14 protein-coding genes are annotated in these 19,845 nt (G+C 60.3%); 12 read left to right on the top strand and 2 right to left on the bottom strand.

From position 1 onward, the window contains the following. Positions 1–148: 148 nt before the first annotated feature. The 6 genes from recC (at position 149) to ACWR1S_RS28940 (ending at position 11,853) form a co-directional block, all read left to right on the top strand. Positions 149–3,601, top strand: a complete 3,453-nt coding sequence (recC, locus tag ACWR1S_RS28915; RefSeq protein ID WP_454565891.1) for an exodeoxyribonuclease V subunit gamma — start codon at positions 149–151, stop codon at positions 3,599–3,601. Beyond that, the gene (gene recB, locus ACWR1S_RS28920; RefSeq protein ID WP_454565892.1) at positions 3,598–7,287 is read left to right on the top strand and encodes an exodeoxyribonuclease V subunit beta; all 3,690 of its coding nucleotides are present in this window, start codon (positions 3,598–3,600) and stop codon (positions 7,285–7,287) included. Before recC ends, recB begins: the two co-directional genes overlap by 4 nt. Next, on the top strand, positions 7,284–9,392 hold the full coding sequence (recD, locus tag ACWR1S_RS28925) for an exodeoxyribonuclease V subunit alpha (RefSeq protein ID WP_454565893.1): 2,109 nt from the start codon (positions 7,284–7,286) through the stop codon (positions 9,390–9,392). Before recB ends, recD begins: the two co-directional genes overlap by 4 nt. A 120-nt stretch (positions 9,393–9,512) precedes the next feature. Further along, on the top strand, positions 9,513–10,088 hold the full coding sequence (locus ACWR1S_RS28930) for a YfiR family protein (protein WP_454565894.1): 576 nt from the start codon (positions 9,513–9,515) through the stop codon (positions 10,086–10,088). Continuing rightward, positions 10,085–11,353 carry a diguanylate cyclase domain-containing protein gene (locus tag ACWR1S_RS28935; protein ID WP_454565895.1) on the top strand — a complete coding sequence of 423 codons (1,269 nt, stop codon included), beginning with the start codon at positions 10,085–10,087 and terminating at the stop codon, positions 11,351–11,353. The genes ACWR1S_RS28930 and ACWR1S_RS28935 overlap by 4 nt, the downstream gene beginning before the upstream one ends. Before the next feature lie 5 nt (positions 11,354–11,358). Beyond that, a complete protein-coding gene (locus ACWR1S_RS28940) occupies positions 11,359–11,853 on the top strand; it encodes an OmpA family protein (RefSeq protein ID WP_454565896.1) in 495 nt (164 codons plus the stop codon). Here ACWR1S_RS28940 and ACWR1S_RS28945 read toward each other — a convergent pair. After that, on the bottom strand, positions 11,850–12,797 hold the full coding sequence (locus ACWR1S_RS28945; RefSeq protein ID WP_454565901.1) for a LysR family transcriptional regulator: 948 nt from the start codon (positions 12,795–12,797) through the stop codon (positions 11,850–11,852). The two genes, ACWR1S_RS28940 and ACWR1S_RS28945, sit on opposite strands and share 4 nt — an antisense overlap. A gap of 149 nt (positions 12,798–12,946) precedes the next feature. Here ACWR1S_RS28945 and ACWR1S_RS28950 point away from each other — a divergent pair, with 149 nt between their 5' ends. Beyond that, the gene (locus tag ACWR1S_RS28950; RefSeq protein ID WP_095051045.1) at positions 12,947–14,473 is read left to right on the top strand and encodes a CoA-acylating methylmalonate-semialdehyde dehydrogenase; all 1,527 of its coding nucleotides are present in this window, start codon (positions 12,947–12,949) and stop codon (positions 14,471–14,473) included. Between the two features lie 10 nt (positions 14,474–14,483). Further along, positions 14,484–15,386 carry a 3-hydroxyisobutyrate dehydrogenase gene (mmsB, locus tag ACWR1S_RS28955; RefSeq protein WP_110718951.1) on the top strand — a complete coding sequence of 301 codons (903 nt, stop codon included), beginning with the start codon at positions 14,484–14,486 and terminating at the stop codon, positions 15,384–15,386. Positions 15,387–15,549: 163 nt separating this feature from the next. Here the strand turns inward: mmsB and ACWR1S_RS28960 are convergent, their stop codons facing one another. After that, the gene (locus tag ACWR1S_RS28960) at positions 15,550–15,894 is read right to left on the bottom strand and encodes a cupin domain-containing protein (RefSeq protein ID WP_003177747.1); all 345 of its coding nucleotides are present in this window, start codon (positions 15,892–15,894) and stop codon (positions 15,550–15,552) included. Between the two features lie 511 nt (positions 15,895–16,405). Here ACWR1S_RS28960 and ACWR1S_RS28965 point away from each other — a divergent pair. The 4 genes from ACWR1S_RS28965 to ACWR1S_RS28980 all read left to right on the top strand — a co-directional run. Next, a complete protein-coding gene (locus ACWR1S_RS28965; protein ID WP_454565897.1) occupies positions 16,406–16,975 on the top strand; it encodes an acyl carrier protein in 570 nt (189 codons plus the stop codon). An 8-nt stretch (positions 16,976–16,983) separates the two neighbouring features. After that, positions 16,984–18,258 carry a beta-ketoacyl-[acyl-carrier-protein] synthase family protein gene (locus tag ACWR1S_RS28970; RefSeq protein ID WP_454565898.1) on the top strand — a complete coding sequence of 425 codons (1,275 nt, stop codon included), beginning with the start codon at positions 16,984–16,986 and terminating at the stop codon, positions 18,256–18,258. A 1-nt stretch (position 18,259) separates the two neighbouring features. After that, positions 18,260–19,318 (top strand): beta-ketoacyl synthase, encoded by a 1,059-nt coding sequence (locus ACWR1S_RS28975; protein ID WP_454565899.1) that lies wholly within the window; start codon positions 18,260–18,262, stop codon positions 19,316–19,318. Continuing rightward, a partial coding sequence (locus ACWR1S_RS28980) for a beta-ketoacyl synthase N-terminal-like domain-containing protein (protein ID WP_454565900.1) occupies positions 19,315–19,845 on the top strand: 531 nt, incomplete at its 3' end. The genes ACWR1S_RS28975 and ACWR1S_RS28980, both read left to right, overlap by 4 nt.

Genomic DNA, 19,845 nt, shown 5'->3' on the forward strand with positions numbered 1-19,845 from the left:
TCCGAAACCCCAATTGCGAAAGCAGTTGGGGTTTTGTTTTGCCCGCAGGAAAGTTCTTACAGCATTCACGGACGCCGTCCGGCTGTCACAACCTGCCGACAATGCTAAGGTTCTGCCCTGGCTTTTGTACTTTTCCAAGGAAACCTTTATGCCGGACGCTCAGTCCCTCAACGCTGCATTCATGGTGGTTCAGAGCAACAGCCTGGACGAACTGCGCAGCCTTGTGATCAGCATCATGCGGCGTTATCCACTGGCGCCCCTGGAAAACGAAATAGCGCTGGTACAGAGCAACGGTATTGCCCAATGGCTCAAACTGGCCTTGGCCGAAGACCCTGAGGAAGACGACCTTGGCGGTTGCGGTATTGCCGCAGCGATTGATGTGCAACTGCCGGGCAGTTTCATGTGGCAGCTGTACCGCATGGTACTGGGCCGAGATGAGATTCCTCCCAAATCCCTGCTCGATAAAGCCCCGCTGACCTGGCGTCTGATGCGCCTGCTCCCCCAGGTCATTGATCGCCCGCATTTCGAGCCGTTGCAACGTTTCCTTACCCATGACACCGACCTGCGCAAGCGTTATCAATTGTCCGAACGCTTGGCGGATCTGTTCGACCAATATCAGGTGTACCGGGCCGACTGGCTGGAGGACTGGGCCGAAGGTCGACATCAGTTGCGCAGCGTCAGGGGAGAAGTAAAACCACTGCCCCCGACCAGTTGCTGGCAGGCAGAGCTGTGGCGTGCGCTGCTGGATGACGTGGGGGAACAGGGTATGGCACAGAGTCGTGCCGGCGTTCACCAACGGTTTATCGAGCGCATCAACAATCTTGCCGATGCGCCTGCCGGATTGCCTTCGCGGGTAATCGTTTTCGGTATTTCTTCGCTGCCAGCCCAGGTGCTTGAAGCACTGGCTGGCCTTGCGCGTTTCAGTCAGGTCCTCCTGTGTGTTCACAACCCGTGCCGCCACCACTGGGCCGATATTGTCGCCGACAAGGATCTGCTGCGGCATCAATACAAGCGGCAATCGCGCAAGACTGGAATGCCCGCAGTGCTGGACCCTGATGCACTGCATCAACACGCCCATCCGCTTTTGGCTGCATGGGGCAAACAAGGCCGCGACTACATCAACCTGCTCGACAGTTACGATGATCCCAATAGCTATCGGGCGGCTTTTCGCGATGGTCGCATAGATCTTTTCAGCGACACGCAGCCGCGCAACCTGCTCAATCAACTTCAGGACGATATCCTGGAGTTGCGCCCACTCAACGAGACTCGCGAACATTGGCCTGCTGTCGATCTGGCACAGGACGAGTCGATCCGTTTTCATATTGCCCACAGCGCTCAACGTGAAGTTGAAATACTGCACGACCAACTCTTGGCACGCTTCAGCGCCAACCCTGATCTGCGCCCACGCGACGTGATCGTGATGGTGCCTGACGTCGATAGCTATGCACCGCATATCCGCGCGGTATTTGGTCAGCTTGATCGCCATGATTCGCGGTTCATCCCCTTCACATTGGCCGATCAGGGGCAACGTGGTCGTGATCCACTGCTGATAGCGGTCGAGCACCTGCTAAAGCTTCCCGACAGTCGTTTTCCGGTCAGTGAAATCCTCGACCTGCTCGATGTGCCCGCACTTCGCGCGCGTTTTGCTGTTGAGGAGCGCGCCCTGCCAACGCTGCACCGCTGGATAGAAGGCGCGGGCGTGCGTTGGGGCATGAATGCCGAGCAGCGCGCGGGCCTGGGTTTACCCGACGAACTCGAGCAAAACAGCTGGCATTTCGGTCTGCGCCGCATGCTTCTGGGCTATGCCGTCGGCAGCGCCAACGCGTGTGAAGGGATTGAGCCTTATGATGAAATCGGTGGACTTGACGCCGCACTGATCGGGCCGTTGGTAGCCTTGCTCGACGCTTTGGAACTTGCTCATCAGCAGCTCACCCAACCCGCTCAGCCCAAGGAGTGGGCATATCGATTGCAAGCGCTGATGCAACTGTTCTTCAAAGCCAGCAACGAGCATGACGACTACTTGTTGACCCAACTCGAAGAACTTCGCGAAACCTGGCTGGAAACGTGTGAGGCTGTAGGTCTGACGGATGAGCTACCACTGACAGTCGTTCGCGAAGCCTGGCTCGCCGGTCTGGACCAAGGGCGTCTGTCTCAGCGCTTTCTGGCCGGTGCCGTGAACTTTTGTACGCTGATGCCCATGCGCGCCATTCCATTCAAACTGGTCTGCCTGCTGGGGATGAACGACGGCGACTATCCCCGCGCACAGCCGCCGCTGGACTTTGACCTCATGGGCAGCGATTACCGTCCGGGAGATCGCTCGCGGCGTGAAGACGACCGTTATCTTTTGCTCGAGGCACTGTTGTCTGCACGTCATCAGCTCTATATCAGTTGGGTCGGCCGCAGCATCCGCGATAACAGTGAGCGACCGGCCTCCGTGTTGATCGGCCAGTTGCGCGATCACCTCGCCAGCGGTTGGCGATTGCTCGATGAAAACCGCGATCTGCTGAGTGCCATGACGCAAGAGCACCCGCTGCAGCCGTTCAGTGCGCGCTATTTCCATGAAGGCGATCAACTCTTCAGCTATGCCAGCGAATGGCAGGTTCTGCATCAACAGCACGAATCTCAAAACGAAGCACAGTTACTCAGCCCTTATGTGCAAGAGGAACCGTTGAGCCTCGCGTTGTTGCAGGACTTTTTGCGCAACCCGGTTCGGCATTTTTTCAGCCAACGCCTCAAAGTGTATTTCGAGGCCGCCGAAGCACCGCTGGCCGACGAGGAACCCTTCGTACTGGACGCATTGCAGCGCTACACACTCAGCGACAGTCTGCTCGAAGCCGCACTCAGGCAGCCGGACAATGTCGATCAGGCGCTGACTGCCCAAGCCCGACGTCTGCAGAACAGCGGTCTGCTACCAATGGCCGGGTTCGGCGAGTGCCTGCAACGTGAGCTGATCGAACCTTTGCCGGATTTGCTACAGCGTTATCAACAACTGCTGACGCTCTGGCCGACCCCTTTGAGCAGCGCCATGCCGGTCAACCTTGAACTGCAGGGTTTGCGTCTGGAAGGATGGCTTGCGGGTTTGCATCAGCGTGCCGACGGGGGACTGTTGTCGGTCACCACTATTCCCAACAGCATTGGCTCGATCAAAAGCCGCAAATGGCATCGCCTGACCAAACCGTGGATCAATCATCTGGTGGCTTGCGCCAGTGGACTTCCCTTGAGCAGCGCAATGGTAGCCAGTGACGACACGTTGTTACTTGAACCCATGGAACCAGCACGGGCGATACGTTTCCTTGGCGATTTGCTCCTCGCCTGGCAGGCGGGCATGCGGCAACCACTGCCGATCGCAGTAAAAACTGCTTTTGCGTGGCTCTCTCAGACCGACCCGATGAAGGCCGAAGCGGCTGCACGTAAAGCCTATGAAGGTGACGGGCAGACCAACGAAGGTGAGCGCCGCGAGAGCCCGGCGTTGTCACGTCAGTTTGCCGATTTCGAGGCATTGCTTGCCGACGAGACGTTCTCTGGTTGGTGTGACGCCTTGTACCGCCCTCTGTTTGAAGCGCCCTGGCGATCACTGTCCACTGAAGGGGCTCGCGCATGAGTACCAAGACCCCTCTCGCACTGGCCTTTCCGTTACAGGGCAGTCAGTTGATCGAAGCCAGTGCCGGTACCGGTAAAACCTTCACGATTTCTGCGCTCTACCTGCGGCTTATCTTGGGGCACGGTGACGAGTCGAGCGGATTCGGCCGCGAATTACTGCCGCCTCAGGTTCTCGTGGTGACCTTCACCGATGCCGCAACCAAAGAACTGCGTGAGCGTATACGTACACGCCTGGCTGAGGCGGCTCGATTCTTTCGCGACGAGACGCCGGCACCCGACGGACTGATCGCCGAGTTGCGTGATCAGTTCGACGCTCAACAGTGGCCCGGTTGTGCCAACCGCCTCGATGTCGCCGCACAATGGATGGACGAAGCCGCTGTTTCGACCATCCACAGTTGGTGTCAGCGCATGTTGCGTGAGCACGCGTTCGACAGCGGCAGCTTGTTCACTCAATCCCTGGAAACTGATCACAGCGACTTGCTCGGCGAAGTGTTGCGCGATTACTGGCGGCTGTTCTGTTACCCGATGCAGGGCGACGCCTTGAATTGGGTGCGTAGCAACTGGGGCGGGCCGGCGGCCTTGTTGCCTCGCGTGCGTGGCCTGTTCGCCAGTGAGCGTGACAGCGACGAAGGAAAGGCTCCCGCAGAGCTGATCGATGAATGCCTGCAAGAACGCCGTGCAGCGCTGATCGAACTGAAAATGCCATGGCGTCAGTGGGCAGACGAATTGCTCGCCATCTGCCATCAAGGTGTTGCGAGCAAGTCCGTCGACGGGCGCAAGATGCAGGCGCGTTACTTCGAACCCTGGTTTGAAAAGCTCAAGGCATGGGCCGAAGACGAGTCCCTGGAGCAACTGGATATCGGCACCGGTTTCACCCGACTGACCCCCGACGGCATGGCCGAAGCGTGGAAAGGTCAGGCCCCGAGCCATCCGGGACTGGACGCCATGCCGAAACTCAAATTGAGCCTCGACGCATTGCCTAGCCCCGATGCCGCTGTGCTTCAACATGCCGCTAAGTGGGTAGGTGCACGCTTCGAAGAAGAGAAGCGGCGTCGCGCCGAGATGGGTTTCGACGACATGCTGTTGCGCCTGGATGCCGCTTTGCAGTCGGATGGCGGCGAACGTCTTGCGACGTTGATTCGCGAGCAGTTCCCGGTCGCGCTGATCGATGAGTTTCAGGACACCGACCCGGTGCAGTACCGCATCTTCGAAAGTATCTATCGCATCGAAGACAACAGCCCTGACACCGGCCTGTTTCTGATCGGTGATCCGAAACAGGCGATTTACGCTTTCCGCGGCGCAGACATCTACACCTACCTGCGCGCACGGCAGGCCGCCACTGGCCGGCTACATACGCTGGGCACCAACTTCCGCTCCAGCCACGGCATGGTCAACGCAGTCAATCATGTATTCGAGCGCGCCGAGTCCCGTGCGCAGGGACGCGGCGCGTTTTTGTTCCGTGAGAAAAACGGCGACAACCCAGTGCCGTTCCTGCCCGTGGAATCTCAAGGCCGCAAAGAGCGCCTGCAGGTTGCCGGACAAGATGTCGCGGCCCTGAATGTCTGGCATTTACCCACTGACCAGCCACTGTCGGGCGTGGTCTATCGGCAGCAATTGGCAGCGGCATGTGCCAGCGAAATTACTGCGCTGCTCAATGGCGGGCAAAACACTAGCGCGGGGTTTGTTCAGGACGGCAAAGACTTCAGAGGTCTGAAGCCGTCCGACATTGCGATTCTCGTGCGCGACGGCAAAGAAGCCCAGGCCGTACGTGGTGAACTCGCCAGCCGAGGCGTACGCAGTGTTTATCTGTCGGACAAGGACTCGGTATTCGCGGCGCAAGAGGCTCGTGACCTGTTGTCCTGGCTCAAGGCCTGTGCCGAACCGGATGTCGAACGTTCCCTGAAAGCAGCGCTGGCCTGTATCACCCTGAACCTGCCATTGGCCGAGCTGGAGCGTCTGAACCAGGACGAGTTGGTCTGGGAAACCCGTGTCATGCAGTTCCGTGGCTATCGCGAGCTATGGCGCAAGCAAGGCGTGCTGCCGATGTTGCGACGCCTGCTGCACGACTTCCACCTGCCGCAAACCTTGATGACGCGCACGGATGGCGAGCGCGTGCTGACCAACCTTTTGCATCTGTCGGAATTGATGCAGCAAGCAGCTGCGGAGCTGGACGGCGAACAAGCACTGATCCGCCATCTCGGCGAACTGCTGGCCCTGTCCGGTCAGACCGGTGAAGAGCAGATTCTGCGTCTGGAGAGTGACGAGCAACTGGTCAAAGTCGTGACCATCCACAAGTCCAAGGGCCTGGAATATCCCTTGGTGTTCTTGCCGTTCATTTGTTCGGCGAAACCCGTGGATGGCAGTCGCTTGCCACTGCATTACCACGACAGCGCGGGGAAGGCCCAGATAAGCCTCAAGCCAACCACCGAACTGATTGCGCAAGCGGACGACGAACGTCTGGCCGAAGACCTGCGCCTGCTCTACGTTGCCCTGACCCGCGCGCAGCACGCCTGCTGGTTGGGCGTGACGGATCTCAAACGAGGTAATAACAACAGTTCGGTGCTGCACCTTTCGGCGCTGGGTTATTTGCTCGGCGGTGGCGCTTCTTTGGGCGAGTCCAGCGAACTGAAACGCTGGCTGCAAGACCTGCAACAAGATTGCCCGGCCATCAGCACCGGGGAAACGCCGCTACCTACCGATGAGCATTACCAGCCGCCAAACAATGACGCTGTGCTGAGTCCCACGCTGTTGCCCAAGCGCAAGGCCAGCGAGAACTGGTGGATCGCCTCCTACAGCGCATTACGCATCAGTGACGTGTTGAGTGTCGGCAGCGATGAGGCACCGGACAGCCCGCAAGCGCAAAAGCTGTTTGATGATGAGCGGCTCGACCCTGATGCTCCACGGGAAATCATTGCCGGTGGTGCCGATATCCACCGCTTTCCGCGCGGCCCCAATCCGGGAACGTTTCTCCACGGTTTGCTGGAATGGGCCGGTGATGACGGCTTTGCCGTTACCCGCGAGGCGCTGGACGATGCGATTGCCCGGCGTTGCAATTTGCGTGGCTGGGAAGGCTGGATCACCACCTTGAGTGATTGGCTGCAGCATCTGCTCAAGTCGCCACTGCCAGTTGCAAGCGGGCAGTTGCCTGTTGTTCTGGAGCAACTGAAGCAATACCGGGTCGAGATGGAATTCTGGTTCGCCAGCCATAAAGTCGACGTCCTCAAACTCGACGAACTGGTGCGTCAGCACACTCACAGGGGCGTGGCCCGCGTGGCTGCGGAACCGGTGCAACTCAACGGTATGTTCAAAGGCTTTATCGACCTGACCTTTGAACACAATGGCCGTTACTACGTGGCTGACTACAAATCCAACTGGCTCGGCGTGGATGATCTGGCCTACACCGAGCAGGCCATGGAACAGTCGATCCTCGACAACCGCTATGACCTGCAATACGTGTTGTACCTGCTGGCGTTGCACCGCCAACTCAAGGCCCGACTACCTGATTATGACTACGACCGGCATGTCGGCGGGGCGTTGTATCTGTTTCTGCGCGGTACTCGCGCCGACAGTCGCGGTGTCTATTTTGTACGTCCGCCCCGTGAGCTGATCGAGCGTCTCGACCGAATGTTTCAAGGAAAACCCGAGCCCAAGACCGAACCCGCCTGGGAACAGGGAGTCCTGCTATGAGCCGCACCTTTGCCGATTTGCTACCCACACCGCTCGCTGCCGATAGTCTGTCCAGGCTTTCACCGCTGACCAGCGCCGATGATTTGTTGGTATTGCTGACACGTTGGGTCGAGCGTGGCTGGCTGCGTGCGCTGGATAAGGCATTCGTCGCGTTCCTTCACGAACTCGAGCGCGACACGGATCCGCTGGTGTTGCTCGCTGCGGCCTTGACCAGTCATCAACTTGGCCACGGTCACGTCTGTCTTGATCTGTACGAAACCCTGAAAGCTCCCGACTTCGCGCTTTCGCTGCCGCCCGAAGGGGACGTGCAAGGTGGTGTGTTATTGCTGCCTTCACAATTGCTCGAGGCGCTCGATGGTGCTCACTGGTGCAAGGTGCTGGCGGGCAGCGCTCTGATTGCATTGGCGGCGGATACCAGCGATTCCGCACAACAACGTCCGTTGGTATTGTCGGGAAAACGCTTGTATCTACGACGCTACTGGGCCTACGAACGGCGCATCGATACGGCGTTGCGCCAGCGTCTGCAGCAGGTCGAGCCGACGCCGGAGGATCTGCCGCAGCGCTTGAACGAACTATTCGGACCAGCGAAAACCGCTGAGGTGATCGACTGGCAGAAACTTGCCTGTGCCATCGCCACTCGTGGTGCCTTCAGCATCGTCACCGGTGGTCCGGGGACCGGCAAAACCACCACGGTGGTGCGTTTGCTGGCCCTGCTTCAAGCGCCCGCAGTCGCCACTGGACACCCGCTGCGGATTCGCCTGGCGGCACCGACGGGCAAGGCTGCGGCGCGGTTGACCGAGTCCATCAGCCAGCAAGTGCAATCGCTGAAGGTGACGCAAGAGGTGCGGGCGAAGATCCCTTGCGACGTCACCACCGTGCACCGCCTGTTAGGCAGTCGTCCCGGCACCCGACACTTCCGTCACCACGCCGGCAATCGCCTGCCATTGGATGTGCTGGTGGTCGACGAAGCTTCGATGATCGACCTGGAAATGATGGCCAATCTTCTTGATGCCCTGCCAGCCCATGCTCGGCTGGTATTACTCGGCGACAAGGACCAATTGGCCTCTGTTGAGGCCGGTGCCGTGTTGGGGGATTTGTGCCGTGACGCCGAGAGTGGCTGGTACAGCCCGCAGACCCGACAGTGGCTGGAGTCGGTCAGCGGTGAGTCGCTGCAGGACAGTGGCTTGCACGAGGACGTCGATGGCACCCACCCGCTGGCCCAGCAAGTGGTCATGCTGCGTCACTCCCGGCGCTTCGGTGAGGGCAGCGGCATCGGTCAGCTCGCGCGTCGGGTCAATCAACAGCTGCCGGATGAAGCGCGTCAGTTGCTCACGGCCGGGCACTATGACGATGTGTATTCGCTGCCGCTCAAGGGCGAACACGATCACAAGCTCGAGCGCCTGTTGCTTGAGGGGCATGGCGACGGCCCGCAAGGCTATCGCCATTATCTGAGCGTGCTGCGTGATCAGCGTCCACCCTCGGGCCGGCCACTCGAACATCCGGACTGGGTCATTTGGGCCCGCGAAGTCTTGCAGGCGTTCGACACCTTCCAGTTGCTGTGCGCCGTGCGCAAAGGGCCGTGGGGCGTCGAAGGTCTGAATCAACGCATCACCGCCGCGCTGCTCAAGGCACGTCTGATCGAAAACGACCAGCAATGGTACGAAGGCCGGCCAGTCCTGATGACTCGCAATGATTACGGTCTGGGCTTGATGAACGGCGATATCGGGATCGCCCTCAAGTTGCCCGAGCGCGAAGGACCTGATGCCGGCAAACCGGTGTTGCGTGTGGCGTTCCCCCGCAACGATGGTCAGGGCGGCGTGCGCTTCGTATTGCCAAGCCGGCTCAATGACGTCGAAACCGTCTACGCCATGACGGTGCACAAGTCTCAAGGCTCGGAGTTTGCCCATACGGCGCTGATCCTGCCCGACGCCTTGAATCCGGTGCTGACCAAAGAACTGATCTACACCGGCATCACCCGTGCCAAGCATTGGTTCACCCTGATCGAGTCCCGGGCAGGCGTGTTTGAGGAGGCGGTACAGCGCAAGGTCAAACGCCTGAGCGGACTGATGCTGGAACTGGAGGAGGGGGCCGCGCCTCAGGGATGAAAAATCACGACGAATAGCGGCGATTACTGACCAGTCGGTCAGAGGTCGCTGTCTCGCTGGCGTTTCACCGCTGTGCTATCGTTGCGGCATCATTTCGCTACGATCCAAGAGAATCCCTGCATGAAGGTGTCTGTCTGGGCGACAGAGCGCGTAGTTGTCTGCAAGCACGCGTTGCTTGTCGGTCTGCTCTGGTTGTTGACGGGCGCGGCTGTCGCGCAGGCGCAGGCGTCGACGGGCATGGCCGAACAACGGGCCAAATCTGTCACGCAGGTGGTTCTCGGCATTCTCAGCTACGCCCGCTGGCCGGTGGAACCGGCGCAATTGCGCCTGTGCATCGTCGGCCCGACCGAATACACCGATGACCTGGTCAAAGGCACCACGCAAGCCACCGGCCGGCCGGTCACCGTACGTCGCCTGCTGGCCGACAACCCGGCAATCGTCAGCGAATGCGATGCGGTGTACATCGGCAAACTTACGGCGGATGAACGCACTCGCTTGTTCGCTTCGCTGATTGGTCATCCAGTCCTGAGCATCAGCGAAGGTGGCGATCAATGCACGGTCGGCAGCCTGTTCTGTCTGCGCGTTGGCGATGAGCAAGTGTCCTTCGAGGTCAATCTCGACTCCGTTGCCCGCAGCGGCGTGCGCATTCACCCCAGCGTGCTGCAATTGTCACGTCGCAAACCGGCGGCACCATGAACCTGTTCAGATCGAATAGTCGCCCAACGCTGGGTTCGGTCATTGGCCGAGGGCATTTGACGGTCGCGCTGGTGGGTGTGGCGATGGCCAGTGTTTCGCTGACATTGCTCGGCGTACTGGCATTACGGGTGTACGCCGATCACAACCTGCACTTGATCGCCCGTTCGATCAGCTACACCGTGGAAGCCGCAGTGGTGTTCAACGACAAGACCGCCGCCAACGAATCGCTGGCGCTGATTGCTTCCTCCGAAGAGGTCGCTGACGCCCAGGTGCTGGACAGCCAGGGACAACTGCTCGCGCATTGGCAACGCCCGGAAAACGGCTTGTTCTCTGAGCTGGAAATGCAGATTACCCGCGCCATCCTGGAAAAACCCATCAGCCTGCCGATCGAGCATCAGGACCGTGAAATCGGTCGCGTGCTGCTCACCGGCCATGGTGGCAGCCTGATGCGCTTTCTGCTCAGCGGTCTGGCGGGGATCATCCTCTGCACCGCGATCAGCGCCTGGGTGGCGCTCTACCTGGCGCGTCGCCAGTTGCGCGCGATCACGGGGCCCCTGCGCAGTCTTGCCAATGTGGCCCACGCCGCACGCAGCGAACGAGCGCTGGACCGCCGCGTACCACCGGCGCAGATCGCTGAGCTGGACAACCTCGGCAATGACTTCAACGCCCTGCTCGACGAGTTGGAGTCGTGGCAAACCCATCTGCAAAACGAAAACGAAACCCTCGCCCATCAGGCCAGTCACGACAGCCTGACCGGTCTGCCGAACCGAGCCTTTTTCGAAGGACGGCTGATCCGCGCTTTGCGCAATGCCGGCAAACACAATGAGCGCGTTGCCGTGCTGTTTCTCGACAGTGACCGCTTCAAAGGCATCAACGACAACTTCGGCCACGCCGCCGGAGATGCGGTGCTGGTCGCCGTGGCCAATCGCATTCGCGCGCAGTTGCGCGAAGAGGATCTGGTGGCGCGGCTGGGCGGTGACGAGTTCGCTGTTCTGCTCACGCCGCTGCACAAGGTCGAAGATGCCGAACGCATTGCCGACAAGATCCTCGCCAGCATGGACATGCCCATCGCGCTGCCGGGCGATACCAGTGTCGTGACCTCGCTCAGTATCGGCATTGCGGTTTTCCCCGATCATGGCGCCACGCCGGGAGCCTTGCTCGATGCCGCCGATGCGGCGATGTATCAAGCCAAGCGTCTGTCGCGCGGCGCTCAATTCACGGCCGGGGCGGAGCACCCGGCCGATTCCGTTCAAACCAGGAGCTGACTTTCGTGTTCACACTGTCCATTCGATCTTTTTACGCTGTGCTGTTGATAGCCGTACTGGCCCTGACCGGATGCCAGACTGCGCCGCAAAAAGGCCTGACCCCAGCGCAAGTCGCGGTCCTCAAACAACAGGGCTTTGAACTGACCGACGAGGGCTGGGAGTTTGGCCTGTCCGGGAAAGTGCTGTTTGGCAGCGACGTCGAAAGCCTGAATACGCAAAGCACCGAGATCGTCGAACGCATCGGCAAAGCCCTGCTGGGTGTCGGCATCGAGCGCGTGCGAGTTGATGGCCACACCGACGCGTCTGGCAAGGAAACCTACAACCAGCAACTGTCCCTGCGCCGTGCGAAAAGTGTCGCCAACGTTCTGGGTACGGTCGGCATGAAGCAAGAGAACATTCAGTTGCAGGGGCTCGGCAGCAAAGAGCCGGTGGCGTCCAACGACACCGCAGCGGGGCGCACGGAAAACCGCCGGGTGTCGATTGTGGTCAGCGCCGACTAGTCGGCGAACTGCATGTCGCGGGTCTTGCCCATCAACAGATCCTGATTACGCTCGGTCACTTCGCGGATGTAATCCCACAACAGGGTGATCCGCTTCAGCTTCCTCAGATCCTCCCGGCAGTACATCCAGAACTGCCGGGTGATGTCGATTTCCTCCGGCAACACCGGCAGCAGGCGCGGGTCCTGTGCGGCGAGGAAGCACGGCAGAATCGCCAGCGAGCGCCCTTGCTGCGCGGCGACGAATTGCGCGATCACGCTGGTGCTGCGCAAACTTGCGCTGGCACCGGGCAACACGTTCGCCAGGTAAAGCAGCTCCGAGCTGAACGCCAGGTCATCCACATAACTGATGAATTGATGCTTGCCCAAGTCCGCCGGGCGGCGGATCGGTGGGTGTTTGTCCAGATAGTCCTGGGTCGCGTAGAGCTGCAGGCGGTAGTCGCAGAGTTTGCAGCACACGTACGGACCGTGCTCCGGGCGTTCGAGGGCAATGACGATGTCGGCTTCGCGCTTGGACAGGCTGATGAAGTGCGGCAGCGGCAGGATGTCCACCGAGATCGCCGGGTAGGCGTCGACGAAATGGCTTAGCTGCGGGGTGATGAAAAAACTGCCGAAGCCTTCGGTGCAACCCATGCGCACATGCCCGGAGAGTGCCACACCGGAACCTGAAACCTGCTCGCAGGCCATGTGCAATGTGCTTTCGATGGACTCGGCATAACCGAGCAAACGCTGGCCTTCGGTGGTCAGGACGAAGCCGCTGGTCCGCGACTTCTCGAACAGCAAAGTACCCAATGCCGCTTCCAGCGAACTGATCCGTCGCGACACCGTGGTGTAGTCGACAGCCAGCCGTTTGGCCGCGGTGCTGGCCTTGCGGGTGCGGGCGACTTCGAGGAAAAATTTGAGGTCGTCCCAGTTCAGCGAACCTAGAGAGGTGATGTTTTTTTGCATGATGGACGGGCTTATATGTGCGTTCTTATTAGAAGTTTGCACATCTATACTCCAAAAACAGTCCGACAACCAATTCGTCACACACGCCTCATCTCAAGGCGAACCTTTCGCCTTGGCTCCTACGATAAAAACAAGTTTCGGAGACCAGCATGAACGCATCGCTTACGCCCAACGACACCACGCTGCAGAAGGTCAAACTGCTGATCGACGGCGAATGGGTCGAGTCGCAGACCACCGAATGGCACGACATCGTCAACCCGGCGACCCAGCAAGTGCTGGCCAAAGTGCCGTTTGCCACCGCCGCTGAAGTCGATGCTGCCGTCAGCGCCGCCCAGCGTGCCTTCCAGACCTGGAAACTGACCCCGATCGGCGCGCGGATGCGCATCATGCTCAAGCTGCAAGCGTTGATCCGCGAGCACTCCAAACGTATTGCCGTCGTCCTGAGTGCCGAGCAGGGCAAAACCATTGCCGACGCCGAGGGTGACATTTTTCGGGGGCTGGAAGTGGTTGAACACGCTTGCTCGATCGGCACTCTGCAGATGGGTGAGTTCGCTGAAAACGTCGCTGGCGGCGTCGATACCTACACCCTGCGTCAGCCGATCGGCGTGTGCGCCGGCATCACCCCGTTCAACTTCCCGGCGATGATTCCGCTGTGGATGTTCCCGATGGCCATCGCCTGCGGCAACACGTTCGTCCTGAAACCGTCCGAACAGGATCCGCTGTCGACCATGTTGCTGGTGGAGTTGGCCATTGAGGCCGGTGTACCGGCGGGCGTGTTGAACGTGGTTCATGGCGGTAAGGACGTGGTCGATGGCCTGTGCACGCACAAGGACATCAAAGCGGTGTCCTTCGTCGGTTCGACCGCCGTTGGCACCCACGTTTACGACTTGGCCGGCAAACACGGCAAACGCGTGCAATCGATGATGGGCGCGAAAAACCACGCCGTGGTGCTGGCCGATGCCAACCGCGAGCAAGCGTTGAATGCCTTGGTCGGTGCCGGTTTCGGTGCGGCCGGGCAGCGTTGCATGGCCACCTCGGTGGTGGTGCTGGTCGGTGCGGCGAAACAATGGCTGCCGGATCTGAAAGCGCTGGCGCAGAAACTTACCGTCAACGCCGGTAATGAGCCGGGCACCGATGTTGGTCCGGTGATCTCGAAAAAAGCCAAGGCGCGAATTCTCGACCTGATCGAAAGCGGCATCAAGGAAGGCGCCAAGCTTGAACTGGACGGTCGCGACATCAAGGTGCCGGGCTACGAGCAAGGCAACTTTGTCGGCCCGACCCTGTTCTCGGGCGTGACCACCGACATGCAGATCTACACCCAGGAAATCTTCGGCCCGGTGCTGGTGGTGCTGGAAGTCGACACCCTCGATCAGGCGATTGCGCTGGTCAACGCCAACCCGTTCGGCAACGGCACGGGCCTGTTCACCCAGAGCGGTGCGGCGGCGCGTAAATTCCAGACTGAAATCGACGTCGGTCAGGTCGGCATCAACATCCCGATTCCAGTGCCGGTGCCGTTCTTCAGCTTCACCGGTTCGCGCGGTTCGAAACTCGGCGACCTCGGCCCGTACGGCAAGCAAGTGGTGCAGTTCTACACGCAGACCAAAACGGTCACGGCGCGCTGGTTCGATGACGATAGCGTCAACGATGGCGTGAACACCACCATCAACCTGCGCTGAGGAATCGACCATGAAAATCGCATTTATCGGTCTGGGCAACATGGGCGCGCCGATGGCGCGCAACCTGATCAAGGCTGGCCATTCGCTGAACCTGGTCGACCTGAACAAAACCGTGCTGGCGGAACTGGAACAACTGGGCGGCAGCATTCGTGCCTCGGCCCGTGAAGCCGCCGAAGACGCCGAACTGGTGATCACCATGCTGCCGGCCGCTGTGCATGTGCGCAGTGTCTGGCTCGGTGAGGACGGTGTGCTGGCTGGCATTCGCCAAGGTGTGCCAGCGGTGGATTGCAGCACCATCGATCCGCAGACTGCCCGTGATGTAGCGGCCGCTGCAGCGAAACAGGGTGTGGCCATGGCCGATGCGCCAGTGTCCGGCGGCACGGGCGGTGCGACCGCCGGCACGCTGACCTTCATGGTCGGCGCCACCCCGGAACTGTTTGCCACGCTGCAACCGGTGCTGGCGCAGATGGGCCGCAACATCGTGCATTGCGGTGAAGTCGGCACCGGGCAGATCGCCAAGATTTGCAATAACCTGCTGCTGGCGATTTCGATGGTCGGCGTCAGCGAGGCGATGGCGCTGGGCGATGCGCTGGGCATCGACACCTCGGTGCTGGCCGGGATCATCAACAGCTCGACCGGGCGCTGTTGGAGTTCGGAGATGTACAACCCGTGGCCGGGGATCGTCGAAACGGCGCCGGCTTCGCGTGGTTATACCGGCGGTTTCGGTGCCGAGTTGATGCTCAAGGATCTGGGCCTGGCCACAGAAGCGGCGCGTCAGGCGCACCAACCGGTGGTGCTCGGCGCGGTGGCGCAGCAGTTGTATCAGGCGATGAGCCAGCGCGGTGACGGCGGGAAAGATTTCTCGGCGATCATCAACAGCTATCGCAAGCCTGCCATTGAAGGGCAGCGCTGAACAAACTGTGGGAGCGAGCCTGCTCGCGATGACGGCGGTTGCTTCAACAAGGAAGTGACTGACCGTGCGCTTTCGCGAGCAGGCTCGCTGCCACAGGAGGATTGCGTATATCAGACATTGTTTGCCGGGAAATCACGTCGGGTGATCTCCCGGCTTTTTTGCATCAGGCGAACACGAAATATTTACGCACGGTCTCGACCACTTCCCACGTGCCTTTCATGCCCGGCTCAACCACGAAGATATCGCCAGCACGCAGATGAATCGGCGCCATGCCGTCCGGGGTAATCACGCAGTAGCCTTCCTGGAAATGGCAGTACTCCCACTTCACATAATCGACGCGCCACTTGCCCGGTGTGCAGATCCACGTGCCCATGATCTTGCTGCCGTCTTCGCTGGTGTAGGCGTTGAGGTTGACGGTGTGCGGGTCGCCTTCGAGTTTTTCCCATTTGCAGGCATCGAGTACCGGCAGCGGATGGGTGTCGCGTAGAACGGTGATAGGGGCGGTCATGTGTCGGCTCCAGACAAGGCGATCAAACGGAAGCTGCACCCTATAGCGCCGTGCTTCTGCCCAGATGTCTGTGCTCGACATGCAGATATCCATAAACGCTGCCAGGTTTTACGGATGGAGGCGTAAACCTTCCAGAAAAATCAATTAACGGGAGTACGGATCTAAAACAAAGGTTATGAAGTTATAACTATTTTACTTGTCTGGTTTTTACTTTTAGTACGTCTGTTCCGTTGCGTCCTTAGTTGCCTTCGATAGTCAGCCTGCCTGATAGCGCGGGCGCCCAGCATACCCCGTCTTTGTTAAGTAAATAAGTCGTTCATCGCACCAAGGAGGTGCGGTGTCAGTGGGCTTTTGCAGACTTTTTTCGAGTTGTAAAAAAACCTTGAATAGTTCGTTGACTCTCCCCTTAAGGGCAGAGTTTAGATTCCCGCCGCGTGAGAAGTTGCCGTGGGAAAAGTTACTTTTCATAAGTCGAATTCATGAAGTAGTCACGACATATAGGGAGATAGAAATGAACAATCCATTGGACTTGGAACATGTCGTTGCCAGCACTCGCGAAATCCTCGCACAGCTGTTGGTGATGGATGCGAATGACATCGAAGAAAACAGCAGCATCGTCGAAGACCTCGGTGCCGACTCGCTGGACATTGTCGACCTGAGCTTCCAGCTGGGCCGCCAATATGGCTGCACACTGCCGAAAACCAGCGTGCTCGACCATGCGGTGGCGGTTTGCGGTGATGCCAGCGAGTTTCTCGCCAACGGTCGCATTACCGAAAGCGGCAAGCGCCTGCTTGAGCAAAGCCTGAGTGCCTACACCCCGGATCAACTGAAGGCGGGCATGCAACCGGCTCAGGTGTTCGCCGCGACCACCGTGCGTAACTGGGCCAACCAGTGCCGCAATCTCTTCAACTACCTGCCGGCAGCGTGCCCGGATTGCAACGCTCACCAAGCGGTTCTGAACGAGCGCCAACAAGTGGTCTGCGGCGCGTGCAGTGCGCGTCTGGTGCCGGCGGATGGCGATGAAGTGTCCCGTCAATTGGTTGAGCAGTTCGTCGCCACTCACATCAAAGAAGCGGTGTAGGAGTTCTCATGCGGGCACGAGAGGTCTATGTGAGCGGGTTCGGTCTGGTGGCGCCCATGGCGCTGGACGCTGCCACGTTGTTCGAGCGGATTTGCCGGAAGCAATCCTGTGTCCGCGAACATCCGCGGTTCAAAGCGCTGGGATTCAACAACAGCGCCGCCGGATTTATCGACGATACGCAGTGGCAGCGGATCGCGGCCGGTTTCGGCGGCAACGCCGCGCTGCACCCTCGGCAAAGTGTGCTGGCCGAATACGTCGCCCGGCAGGCACTGGAGCACGCTGGCCTGACGCCGGCAGACTTTGCCCACAGTCGCAGCGGTCTGTTTCTGGGGGCCAACAAGTACTGTGCCGACAGCCACGATCTGCAGCGGCTCAGCCGTTGCATGGATAAGGCCGGACGCGTCGACCTCGACCGTCTGCTGGACAGTCCGGCAGCGTCCAGCGCGACTTTCATCCGGCGGGTCGATCAACAGACGCAACACCTGGCCGATCGGCTCGGCATCCGCGATCACATCTCGACCCATTCCGATGCCTGTGCCGCCGGCACCGTGGCCATCGGCAGTGCTTACCGGGCCATCGAGCGCGGCGAGATCGATCTGGCTATCTGCGGCGCCGTCGAACTGATGGCCAACGAACTGCCTTATTACATGTTCAATAGCCTCGGCGCGCTCTGTCAGGCCGACTTGCCGGCGAGCGAACAGAGCCGCCCGTTCATGCCCGACCGTAGCGGTTTTGTCCTCAGCGAAGGTTCGGCGATGGTCATTCTCGAATCCGCTGAACACGCGCAGCGGCGCAAGGCTGCGCCACTGGGCCGGGTGTTGGGTTACGCGAATGTCTGCGAGGCGCAGAAAATGACCTCGAGCAGTCGCGACGGCAGCAAATACGAGGAATGCATGGAAGCAGCAATCGAAGACGCCGGGCTGCTGCGCAGCGCCGTGCAACACGTCAACACCCACGGTACCTCCACGCAGGCCAATGACAGTTGTGAAGCGTTGGCGTTGCAGCGTCTGTTCGGCGGCTGCCAGGACTTCATGACCTTCACCGCCAACAAGTCCGCCATCGGTCATTCGCTGGCCGGCAGTGGCGCGATCGAAGCAGTGCTGTCGCTGATGAGCCTGCGTGACGGTGTGCTGTTGCCCACCCTGAATTACGACCCCGAGCGTGCCGAATACCCTTCGCTGAGGTTCTTGAGCGAGCCGGTGCGACAGCCGATCAGCGTGGTGATGTCCAACTCGTTCGGCTTCGGCGGCATCAACAGCTCGCTGGTTCTGGGGAGGGCATGACATGAACCGAGCCATCTATCTCAATGCCGCTGCGGTGCTGAATGTGGCGGGCAGTGAATGTGCTGACTTGCTCGGCACACCCTGCGCGGCGCAACCGCTGGCCTTTGACGCACAGCGTCAGGCGTTTGCCTTGCCGACGCCGCGACTGGCCAGTGACCTGTTTGATCGCAAGATCCAGCGCAGCGTCGAACCGCAGGGCTTGCGCCTGTTGCATTGCGCCGCAGGGCTGGCGCCAGCACTCGCGGCGCTGCAATTGCCCGCGTCACGCATTGCCCTGACAGCGGCCATTCCCGAAGTCGATGCGCCGAGTCCTTGCTGGGATGCGGTGCAGGCGATCATCGAACAGCCACACAAACAACTCAGCCAATTGTTGGCCAACACACCGCCCCTGCATGCGCTGACCCTGCTCAACAGCAGCGTCATGGCGTATGTGGCCGAAGCGCTCCATTGCCACGGGCCAATGGGCGGATTTTGTTCCCAGGACAACGCCGGGCTGGATGCGCTGATCGAAGCCTGCCAGCAGATCGGCGAGCGGCATGCCGACGCCGCGTTGGTGGTCAGCAGCAGTCCGAACCTGACGCCGGCCCTGTACCTGCGCGAGCCCGACCCGGCGAGCGAACCGATTTTCGGTGAGGGCGCCGCTGCGCTGTTGCTGGCCTCGACACCCCCGCCGGGTGCGGCACACGCCGTGCGCATTGCCGGATTTGCCCGCGGTTACAGCACCGATGCGCAACGGTCTGTGGCAGTGGGTCGGCGTGTGATCGACCAGGTGCTGAGTGTGGAGAAACTGCGGGTCGGCGACGTCGAGCATATCGTCGGCAATTGCGCTGACGGGCACGTGATGAAGTTGCTCGAAGCTTTCCCGCGCGAGATTCGCAGTACCCGCGCCATGACCGGTGAACTGGGCGCCAGCGGCTTGCTGACAGAAGTCGCACTGACACTGCACCTCAGCCGTGAAGCCGCGGCGACGCCGGGCTACACATTGCTTGTCAGCCACACTCGCGCCGGTCACTGGGGCGCATTGCTGTTGGCCAGTGAAACCATGGAGAAGCACGCATGAGTGCGACACGGATTGTGATCACCGGCCTGGGCGCCGTCACCGGTTTCGGTTTCGAATGGCAGACCCTCTGGGAAAAAATGCTCGGCGCCGAACATTGCGTGCGGCCATGGCAGCCGGACGACGTGCAAGAGGCGTCGTTCGCGGTGCGTTATGCAGCGCCTGTCGACATGCGCCTGTTGCCGGAAAAACTGCACAGCCATCCGGCCTGGACGATGCCGCTGGAAAAGCGCAGCCGGTTTGGCTGGGTGGCTGCCACGCAGGCCGTCGGTGACAGCGGCTTGCAGCCAGAACAGTTGCGTGGCGCGGCGGTGCTGTGTGCCTCGGGAGCACCGCAGCACATGCTCGCCGACATGCTGCTGACTGAAGCCCCGAATGGTGGCGCCCCGAGCTGGTCGTACCTGATGTCGCGGGCCGGGCAAGTGAATGCCGATGGCTCGCTGCGTCAGAGCAATGACCGTCTGGCGCGGGTAATCGCCGACGACCTGGGTTGTGAAGGGCCGGTGATCAACATCAGCAGTGCCTGTGCC

It is taken from the genome of Pseudomonas sp. AIG, assembly GCF_977020205.1.

Excerpts from the sequence above, each read along its gene's own strand:
- recC (WP_454565891.1), top strand. The coding sequence starts at position 149 with ATGCCGGACGCTCAGTCCCTCAACGCTGCATTCATGGTGGTTCAGAGC.
- recB (WP_454565892.1), top strand. The coding sequence starts at position 3,598 with ATGAGTACCAAGACCCCTCTCGCACTGGCCTTTCCGTTACAGGGCAGT.
- recD (WP_454565893.1), top strand. The coding sequence starts at position 7,284 with ATGAGCCGCACCTTTGCCGATTTGCTACCCACACCGCTCGCTGCCGAT.
- ACWR1S_RS28930 (WP_454565894.1), top strand. The coding sequence starts at position 9,513 with ATGAAGGTGTCTGTCTGGGCGACAGAGCGCGTAGTTGTCTGCAAGCAC.
- ACWR1S_RS28935 (WP_454565895.1), top strand. The coding sequence starts at position 10,085 with ATGAACCTGTTCAGATCGAATAGTCGCCCAACGCTGGGTTCGGTCATT.
- ACWR1S_RS28945 (WP_454565901.1), bottom strand. The coding sequence starts at position 12,797 with ATGCAAAAAAACATCACCTCTCTAGGTTCGCTGAACTGGGACGACCTC.
- ACWR1S_RS28950 (WP_095051045.1), top strand. The coding sequence starts at position 12,947 with ATGAACGCATCGCTTACGCCCAACGACACCACGCTGCAGAAGGTCAAA.
- mmsB (WP_110718951.1), top strand. The coding sequence starts at position 14,484 with ATGAAAATCGCATTTATCGGTCTGGGCAACATGGGCGCGCCGATGGCG.
- ACWR1S_RS28960 (WP_003177747.1), bottom strand. The coding sequence starts at position 15,894 with ATGACCGCCCCTATCACCGTTCTACGCGACACCCATCCGCTGCCGGTA.
- ACWR1S_RS28965 (WP_454565897.1), top strand. The coding sequence starts at position 16,406 with ATGAACAATCCATTGGACTTGGAACATGTCGTTGCCAGCACTCGCGAA.
- ACWR1S_RS28970 (WP_454565898.1), top strand. The coding sequence starts at position 16,984 with ATGCGGGCACGAGAGGTCTATGTGAGCGGGTTCGGTCTGGTGGCGCCC.
- ACWR1S_RS28975 (WP_454565899.1), top strand. The coding sequence starts at position 18,260 with ATGAACCGAGCCATCTATCTCAATGCCGCTGCGGTGCTGAATGTGGCG.